Source organism: Streptomyces sp. SBT349 (genome assembly GCF_001083795.1).
Taxonomy (GTDB): Bacteria; Actinomycetota; Actinomycetes; order Streptomycetales; family Streptomycetaceae; genus Streptomyces.
The window spans coordinates 1-8,727 of sequence record NZ_LAVK01000313.1 but is presented as its reverse complement, the minus strand read 5'-3'; the positions used below and the strand labels follow the sequence as shown (position 1 = coordinate 8,727).

Annotated in this window: 8 protein-coding genes and 1 pseudogene; 1 reads left to right on the top strand and 8 read right to left on the bottom strand. The window is 75.2% G+C overall.

What is annotated here, in order from left to right; translation table 11 throughout:
- The 8 genes and pseudogenes from ADY01_RS37520 to ADY01_RS28225 all read right to left on the bottom strand — a co-directional run.
- Positions 1-130: pseudogene (locus ADY01_RS37520) on the bottom strand (nicotinate-nucleotide diphosphorylase (carboxylating)); the annotation flags it as partial.
- A gap of 139 nt (positions 131-269) precedes the next feature.
- On the bottom strand, positions 270-1,067 hold the full coding sequence (locus ADY01_RS28255) for a type III pantothenate kinase (protein ID WP_049579164.1): 798 nt from the start codon (positions 1,065-1,067) through the stop codon (positions 270-272).
- Positions 1,068-1,069: 2 nt separating this feature from the next.
- Positions 1,070-2,122 carry a carboxylating nicotinate-nucleotide diphosphorylase gene (gene nadC, locus ADY01_RS28250; RefSeq protein WP_078900683.1) on the bottom strand — a complete coding sequence of 351 codons (1,053 nt, stop codon included), beginning with the start codon at positions 2,120-2,122 and terminating at the stop codon, positions 1,070-1,072.
- Complete coding sequence (locus tag ADY01_RS28245; RefSeq protein ID WP_234320442.1) at positions 2,109-3,869, bottom strand: L-aspartate oxidase; 1,761 nt, start codon at positions 3,867-3,869, stop codon at positions 2,109-2,111. The genes nadC and ADY01_RS28245 overlap by 14 nt, the downstream gene beginning before the upstream one ends.
- Positions 3,866-4,735, bottom strand: a complete 870-nt coding sequence (gene panC, locus ADY01_RS28240; protein WP_049579159.1) for a pantoate--beta-alanine ligase — start codon at positions 4,733-4,735, stop codon at positions 3,866-3,868. The genes ADY01_RS28245 and panC overlap by 4 nt, the downstream gene beginning before the upstream one ends.
- Complete coding sequence (locus tag ADY01_RS28235; protein WP_049579158.1) at positions 4,732-5,685, bottom strand: Rossmann-like and DUF2520 domain-containing protein; 954 nt, start codon at positions 5,683-5,685, stop codon at positions 4,732-4,734. Before ADY01_RS28235 ends, panC begins: the two co-directional genes overlap by 4 nt.
- Positions 5,686-5,787: 102 nt before the next feature.
- On the bottom strand, positions 5,788-6,465 hold the full coding sequence (locus tag ADY01_RS28230) for a response regulator (RefSeq protein WP_049579167.1): 678 nt from the start codon (positions 6,463-6,465) through the stop codon (positions 5,788-5,790).
- A 56-nt stretch (positions 6,466-6,521) separates the two neighbouring features.
- Entirely contained in the window at positions 6,522-7,733 is a 1,212-nt protein-coding gene (locus ADY01_RS28225) for a sensor histidine kinase (RefSeq protein WP_049579156.1), read from the bottom strand.
- 99 nt (positions 7,734-7,832) lie between these two features.
- Here ADY01_RS28225 and ADY01_RS28220 point away from each other — a divergent pair.
- Positions 7,833-8,727: SAM-dependent methyltransferase (locus ADY01_RS28220; protein WP_234320441.1), on the top strand; the 895-nt coding region annotated here is incomplete at its 3' end.

Below are 8,727 nucleotides of genomic sequence, written 5' to 3'. Positions count from 1 at the left end.
AGGCGCGGGCGGCGGTGGCGACGCCGGAGAGGCGGCAGAGCAGGTTGAGCGCGCTGCGCTCGCCGGTGAGCAGGTCGCGGGTGCGGGTGGTGACGGACAGGAGCACCTGGCCGGTGGGGTGCCGGAGCCCTGGGAACCGTTGGACGTAACCATAAACCGACATTAAGTGGTAAGCAGACAAATCGCGTGCTATTCGCCGGACCCCGGCGTGTTCCCACGTCTTCCCACGTGTTCCCACGTAATCCCAAGGGTCCCCGGCCCGGCGCGGGTCAGGAGCGGGAGATGTTCCGCTCGTAGACCAGGCGCAGCCCCACCAGGGTCAGCCAGGGCTCGTGCTCGTCGATCACCGTGGACTCGCGCAGCACCATCGGCGCCAGGCCGCCGGTGGCGATCACGGTGACGTCGTCCGGGTCGTCCGCCAGCTCGCGCGACATGCGCTCCACCATGCCGTCCACCTGACCGGCGAAGCCGTAGAGGATGCCGGACTGCATCGACTCCACCGTGTTCTTGCCGATGACGTGGCGCGGCCTGGCCAGCTCCACCTTCCGCAGCTGGGCGCCGCGCAGGCCCAGCGCCTCCACGGAGATCTCGATGCCGGGGGCGATCGCGCCGCCCGCGTACTCGCCGCGCGCCGAGACCGCGTCGTAGGTCGTGGCCGTGCCGAAGTCCACGACGATGCAGGGGCCGCCGTAGAGCTCCACGGCGGCCACCGCGTTGATGATGCGGTCCGCGCCGACCTCCTTCGGGTTGTCCGTGAGGATCGGCACCCCCGTCTTGACGCCCGGCTCGACCAGCACCGCCGGAATGTCCCCGTAGTACCGCCGGGTGACCTCGCGCAGCTCGTGCAGGACCGAGGGGACGGTCGAGCAGATGGCGATGCCGTCGATGCCGTCGCCCAGCTCCTCACCCAGCAGCGGATGCATGCCCATGAGGCCCTGGAGCAGCACCGCCAGCTCGTCGGCCGTGCGCCGCGCATCGGTCGAGATGCGCCAGTGCTCCACGATCTCCTCGCCGTCGAACAGGCCGAGGACGGTGTGGGTGTTGCCGACATCGATAGTGAGCAGCATGGTCAGTCGCGCCTCTCGGGGCGGAGGTCGAGCCCGATGTCCAGGATCGGGGCGGAGTGGGTGAGCGCGCCGACCGCCAGGTAGTCGACCCCGGTCGCCGCGTAGGCGCGGGCGTTGTCCTGCGTGAGGCGGCCCGAGGACTCCAGGGCGGCGCGGCCCGCGACCAGGGCGACCGCCTCGCGGGTCTCCTCGGGGGTGAAGTTGTCCAGGAGGAGCAGGTCCGCGCCTTCGGCGAGGACGGGCTCGATCTGGTCGAGGCGGTCCACCTCGACCTCGACGGGCACGCCGGGGAACTCCTCGCGGACCCTGCGGAACGCCTCGGCGACGCCGCCGGCCGCGAGCACGTGGTTGTCCTTGATCAGCGCGGCGTCCGAGAGCGACATGCGGTGGTTGACGCCCCCGCCGCAGCGCACGGCGTACTTCTCCAGGGCGCGCAGCCCCGGCGTGGTCTTGCGGGTGTCGCGGACGGCGGCGCCGGTGCCCTCCAGGGCGTCGGCCCAGGCGCGGGCGGCGGTGGCGACGCCGGAGAGGCGGCAGAGCAGGTTGAGCGCGCTGCGCTCGCCGGTGAGCAGGTCGCGGGTGCGGGTGGTGACGGACAGGAGCACCTGGCCGGGCTCGACGCGGTCGCCGTCGGCCACGTGGCGTTCCACCTCGAACTCGTCGGTGCAGACGATCGAGAGCACGGCCTCCGCGATGTGCAGCCCGGCCACCGTGCCGCCCTCGCGGGCGGTGAAGTCGCCGGTGGCGACGGCGTCCTCCGGGACGGTGGCCACGGTGGTGACGTCCACGCCGCCGTCGAGGTCCTCCTCGATCGCCAGGTGCGCGATGTCCTCGACCTGAACGGGGTCGAGGCCGCCGTCGGCCAGCAGCTGGGCGAGGTCGGGGTCGAGGCCGCACTCCAGCGGGTCGTGCTCGAACACGTCGCCGTGCCCGTCGCCGCAGCCGCACCCGGCGCCGCAGCCGCCGCCCGCCTGCTCCTCCTCGCCTGGCCTGCTGCCGAAGGGCAGCAGGGTGAGCTCCACGGGCGTGGCTCGGGGAAAGTCAGCGCTGGTCACGGCCTGCTCGTTCTCCTCGGTGCGTCCGCGCCGTCGCAGGGAACGCGGTCGTGTCGGTGGTACGGACGCCGAGGGCCGAGCCCCCGGCTGCGGGGTGAAGGGTGACGACGAGATGGCGCCGCCAGTGGGCATCGTCCCGCTCGGGGTGGTCCTCGCGCCAGTGACAGCCGCGGGTCTCACGGCGGAGCCGGGCCATGGCGACGAGGACGCGCGCGACCAGATGCAGGTTAGCCGTCTCCCAGGTGTCGGCGCCCGGCTCGGCCGGCTTGCGGTCGGCGTCGGTGGCCAGCGCGTCGAGGGCCTCGGCGGCGGTGGCGAGGCTGGCCTCGGAGCGCAGCACCCCGGCCCCCGCGGTCATCACCCGCTGGATGGCGGCGCGCGCCTCGGGGGGCAGCAGCCCAGGTCCGGCGGCGGGCGGCGCCGGAACGGCGGGGGCGGCGCGCAGGCGCCCGTCCGCCCCGTCGCGGGCGGCGGCGGCGTCCCGCGCGACGGCGGCGGCGATGCGTTCGGCGAAGACAAGACCTTCGAGCAGCGAGTTGGACGCCAGGCGGTTCGCGCCGTGCACGCCGGTGCACGCGGTCTCGCCGCACGCGTACAGGCCCGGCACGGTGGTGTGTCCCGCCAGGTCGGTGCGGATACCGCCCGAGGCGTAGTGGGCGGCCGGGGCGACCGGGACCGGCTCGGTCACCGGGTCGATGCCGTGGGAGCGGCAGGCGGCCAGGATGGTGGGGAAACGCCCCTCCCACATCGCGGCGCCGAAGTGCCGGGCGTCCAGGTACATGTGGTCGGTGCCGTGTTCGCGCATCCGCCGCATGATGCCCTTGGCCACGATGTCGCGCGGGGCCAGCTCGGCCAGCTCGTGCTGCCCGGCCATGAAACGGGTGCCGTCCGCGTCCACGAGGTGGGCGCCCTCGCCGCGCACCGCCTCCGAGATCAGCGGCTGCTGGCCCTCGGCGTCCCGTCCCAGGTACAGGACGGTGGGGTGGAACTGGACGAACTCCAGGTCGGAGACCTCGGCGCCGGCGCGCAGCGCCAGGGCGACGCCGTCGCCGGTGGAGACGGCCGGGTTGGTCGTGGCCGAGAAGACCTGGCCCATGCCGCCGGTGGCCAGCACCACGGCCGGGGCGCGGACGGCGCCGACGCCGTCGTGGCGGCCCTCCCCCATCACATGGAGGGTGACGCCCGCGGTCCGGCCCCCGGCGTCCCGCAGGAGGTCGAGCGCGAGGGCGTTCTCCACCGTGTCGATGCCCGCGGCGCGCACGGCGGCCACCAGGGCGCGGGAGATCTCGGCGCCGGTGGCGTCGCCCCCGGCGTGGGCGATGCGGCGGCGGTGGTGGCCGCCCTCGCGGGTGAGGGATATCCGGCCGTCGGGCTCCTCGTCGAAGCGCGCGCCGAGCCCGATCAGACGGCGTACCGCCCCCGGGCCCTCGGTGACGAGCGCGGCGACGGCGGCCTCGTCGCAGATCCCGGCGCCCGCGACCAGGGTGTCCGCCTCGTGCTGCCCGGGTGTGTCCCCCTCACCGAGCGCCGCGGCGATGCCGCCCTGTGCCCAGCGCGTGGAGCCGTCGTCCAGGCGCGCCTTGGTGACGATCACGGTGGCCAGGCCCGCGGCGGAGCAGCGGAGCGCGGCGGTGAGCCCGGCGATGCCCGAGCCGACGACGACCACGTCGGCGTCGATGAACCAGCCGGGCGCGGGCGCGGGGAGCGCCGCGGGCAGCGGAACGGCTATGGCGGCGGGGGCGCTCACGCGTCCGCTCCCAGGGTCAGCCGGACGTTGTCGATCAGGCGGGTGCTGCCCACGCGGGCCGCCACGGCGAGGACGGCGTCCCCGGTGTGGTCCGCGGGGACCTCGGTGAAGGCGACCGGGTCGGCCAGGGCCAGGTAGTCCAGGGCGAGCGGCGGGTCGGCGAGGGCCGCGGCCTCCAGCTCGGCCGCGGCGGCGGCGCGGACGGCGGACGCGGACGCGCCGGGGAGCGCGGCGGCCGCGTTCAGGGCGCGGGAGAGCGCGAGCGCGGTGGTGCGCTCCGGCGCGGAGAGGTAGCGGTTGCGGCTGGAGAGCGCCAGGCCGTCGGGCTCGCGGACGGTGGGCACGCCCACGATCTCGACGGGGAAGCCGAGGTCGGCGACCATGCGGCGGATCAGCGCGAGCTGCTGGGCGTCCTTCTCGCCGAACGTGGCGCGGTCGGCCGCGGTGAGGTGCAGCAGCTTGGCGACGACGGTCAGCACCCCGTCGAAGTGGCCGGGCCGCGCCGCGCCTTCGAGACGGTCGCCCAGGGGGCCCGCGCTGACGCGGACCAGCGGCTCGCCCGCCGGGTAGACCTCCTCGTCCAGGGGTGCGAACACCAGGTCGGCGCCCGCGGCCCCGGCCAGCTCGACGTCGGTCTCCAGGGTGCGCGGGTAACGGTCGAAGTCCTCGCCCGCGGCGAACTGGAGTGGGTTCACATAGACGGTCACGACCACCTGGCCGCCGGGCGGAAGGCTCGCGCGGGCGGCCTTGATATTCGCCGCGTGGCCCTCGTGCAGCGCGCCCAGCGTCATCACCACGGCCCGCGGGGCGCCCGGCACATAGCGCGCGTGGAGCTCGGCGGCTCGGCGCACCACGGCTGTCGTCATCGTTCTCCTCCGTCGGCACCGGCGGCGCCGTCCGCGCCGCCCTCCGCCAGCACGCCGAGCAGCGCCTCGGCCTGCTCGGCCTTCAGCAGCCCGTGGCCGAGGGCCCGGTCCGCGGTGGTGCGGGCCATCGCCAGATAGCCGGCCAGCGCGTGGGGCGCGTGGGCGCGCAACTCCTCCAGGTGGGCGGCCACCGTGCCCGCGTCGCCGCGGGCCACCGGGCCGGTCAGGGCGGCGTCGCCCGAGCGCAGCGCGTTGTCGAGGGCGGCGCCCAGCAGCGGGCCGAGCATCCGGTCGGGCGCGGCGACGCCCGCGGTCCGCAGCAGCTCCAGGGCCTGGGCCACGAGGGTGACCAGGTGGTTGGCGCCCAGCGCGAGCGCCGCGTGGTAGAGCGGGCGCGCGGCCTCCTCGACCCACTCCGGCTCGCCGCCCATCTCGATGACCAGCGCCTCGGCGGCCATCCGCAGCTCCTCGGGCGCGGTGACGCCGAACGAGCAGCCCGCGAGGCGCTGGACGTCGACGGGCGTGCCGGTGAACGTCATCACCGGGTGCAGCGCCAGCGGCAGCGCCCCGGCCCGCAGCGCCGGGTCGAGCACCGCCGTGCCGTAACGCCCCGAGCAGTGCGCGATCAGCTGCCCCGGCCGGACCGCCCCGGTCTCGGCCAGGCCGGCGACGAGGGCGGGCAGGGCGTCGTCGGGAACGGTCAGCAGCACCAGGTCGGCCGCGGCCAGCACCTCGTCGGGGGCGACCAGCGGGACGCCGGGCAGCAGCGCCTCGGCGCGGCGCCGGGAGGCGTCGGAGACGCCCGAGGCGGCCACCGGGCGGTGCCCGGCCAGACTCAGCGCGGCGGCCAGGGCGGGGCCCACACGACCGGCCCCGACGACGCCGACGCGGAGCCGGGCGGGTCGGTCCCTCGCCTCGGTGGCCCGGTGGGCGTTGTCGGCGGCGTTCACGGCGGGGCGTGCCTCTTTCACTGGAGCGTTCCGGTCCTGTGTCCGGTACCGGACGTCACTCCCATGCTACGGCCGCCCGCGGGGGGCCCGCGCCCGGTGTGCTCAGCGTCCTCCGGCGCGCACGAGGCCCGTCTCGTAGGCCAGGACGACGGCCTGGACGCGGTCGCGCAGGTGGAGCTTGGCCAGGATGCGCCCGACGTGCGTCTTCACCGTCGCCTCGGAGACGAACAGCTGCCTGGCGATCTCGCCGTTGGACAGGCCCTGCGCGATCAGCAGCAGCACCTCGCGCTCCCGCTCGGTGAGCTGGTCGACCTCGGGGTGCGCGGCGCGATCCGGGGCGGGCAGCAGCGAGACGAAACGGTCCAGGAGGCGGCGGGTGGTGGAGGGCGCGACGACCGCGTCGCCGCTGTGCACGGCCCTGATGGCGGCCAGCAGCTCGTCCGGCGGCACATCCTTGAGCAGGAAGCCCGCCGCGCCCGCCTTGAGCCCGGAGAACGCGTACTCGTCCAGGTCGAAGGTGGTGAGGATGAGCACCTTGGGCGACCCCGGGCCGCCCGAGCCGCCCTGGCAGATGCGCCGGGTGGCCTCGACCCCGTCGAGGCGGGGCATGCGGACGTCCATCAGCACCACGTCGATCGAGGTGGACGCGAGGACGTGCAGCGCCTCCAGGCCGTCGCCCGCCTCGGCGGCGACCTCCATGTCGTCCTGCGCGGCGAGCACCATCTTGAAGCCGGTGCGCAGCAGCACCTGGTCATCCACCAGCATCACGCGGATGGGCATCGGACCCTCCCCCTCGCTCTCGGTTCCCGGCCCAGTCTGGTCCATGGCGGACCCGTTCACTCCGTGCCCGCCAGGGGGAGGGTCGCGCTGATCCTGAACCCGCCGCCGGGGCGCGGCCCGGCCAGCAGGATGCCGCCGACCATGCCGACGCGCTCGCGCATGCCGATCAGCCCCTGGCCCAGGCCGTCGGCACCGCGCTCCTCGTACAGGTCCCGCTGCGCCCCGCGCCCGTCGTCCTCGGCGAGAACGGTCAGGGCGTCAGTTCCGTATTCAAGGGTGACCGTCGCGCCGACGTCGGGGCCGCCGTGCTTCCGCGAGTTCGTCAGGGCCTCCTGGACGATCCGGTACGCGGTCAGCTCCACGCCGCTCGGCAGCGGGCGCGGGGTGCCCGCTATCCGGAAGTCGACCGGGAGCCCGGCGTCCCTGACCTGGTCGACCAGGTCGGCGAGCTCCTCCACGCCCGGCTGCGGCACGTAGTCCTGCGCGGTGGCCGAGCCGTCCTCGCTGCGCAGCACGCCCAGCAGCCGCCGCATCTCCGTCAGCGCCTGGCGGCCGGTGCCCGATATGGTGCGCAGCGCGGTCCTGGTCTGCTCGGGGGCGGTGTCGAGGACATAGGCGGCGCCGTCGGCCTGGACGACCATCACCGACACGTTGTGCGCGACGACGTCGTGCAGCTCGCGGGCGATGCGGGCGCGCTCCGCCGCCACGGCCATCCGCGCCTGGGTCTCGCGCTCCTGCTCCAGGCGGTGGGCGCGCTGCTCCAGCTCCGCGTAGTACGCCCGGCGGGTGCGCAGCGAGTCGCCCAGGACCCAGGCCAGGCAGAACGCGATGGTCAGGAAGACGACCCCGGCCACCGCGTTGGCCGGGGACTCGGCGTCGGACTCCTCGGGCCAGCGCAGGGCCGCGACCGTGGGAGCGGTCAGCGACATCAGCAGGGCCAGCCGGGAGGGGCGGCGCTCGGGGCCCGAGGCGATGGTGAAGATGATGACGAGGAAGCCGAAGTTCGCCGGGAGGGGGGGCACGTCGGCGGCCAGTTGGAAGAGTCCGGTGACGATCGCGAGCAGCAGCATCCGCGTGGGCCAGCGGCGGCGCAGCATCACGACGACGGCCAGCAGCCCCGACGCGAGCAGGCCGCCCCACTCCGGCCCCTCGTACGCGCTCTGGGGCGGCAGCGCGATCGCCATGAAGGAGGTGAAGAGCATGACGAATGCCCAGAAGCCGTCGACCCCGGTGGGGTGACGGCGCAGGAACTCGTAAAGCCGGTTCACGTCACCCAGAGTAGGCATGGTGTGCGGCTCGGGAGTCAACCGCATGGCCGATACGTGAAGCCGTCAACTACTCCTCAAGGTGGACGATGGAAGGGAACGATGGTCGGGGATCACGAGCCCGCGGGCTGGCGGGTCCGGATGGAACGGGCGCTGTACGGGCCCGGGGGATTCTTTCTGCGGCAGGCGCCGTCCGCGCACTTCAGGACGGCCGTCCACGCCTCGCCGCTGTTCGCCGAGGCGGTGGCGCGGCTGCTGCTGCGGGTGGACGAGGCGCTGGGCCACCCCCCTGAGCTGGCGTTCGTGGACGTCGGGGCCGGGCGCGGCGAACTGGTGACCGGGGTGGTGGGCGCGTTGCCGGACGAGGTGAGCGCGCGCGTGCGCGCGTGCGCCGTGGAACGCGCCGGGCGGCCGGCCGGTCTCGACCCGGCGATCGACTGGCGGGCCGAACCGCCGGACGGCGCGGTCGGGCTGCTGTTCGCCAACGAGTGGCTGGACAACGTGCCGCTGGATGTGGTGGAGGTCGGGCCCGACGGCGTTCCCCGGCTGGTCCTGGTGGACGCGGCGGGTGAGGAGCGGCTCGGCCCCCGGGTCGCGGGCGAGGACGCCGCGTGGCTGGCGCGCTGGTGGCCGCTGGGCCGTGAGCCGGGGACGCGGGCGGAGATCGGGCTGCCGCGCGACGTGGCCTGGGCGGGGGCGGTGGCCTCCCTCGCCCGCGGGTGCGCCGTCGCCGTGGACTACGCGCACACCCGGGACCGCAGACCGCCGCTGGGCACGCTGACCGGCTACCGGGACGGCCGCGTCACCGACCCCGTCCCCGACGGCGACCGGGACCTGACGGCGCACGTGGCGCTCGACGCGTGCGCGGGGCCCGGCGCGAAGCTGCTGACGCAGCGCGGCGCGCTGAGGGCGCTCGGCGTGGAGGGGCGGCGCCCGCCGCTCGACCTCGCGACCCGGGACCCCGTCGCCTATCTGCGGGCGCTGGGCGGGGCGGGGG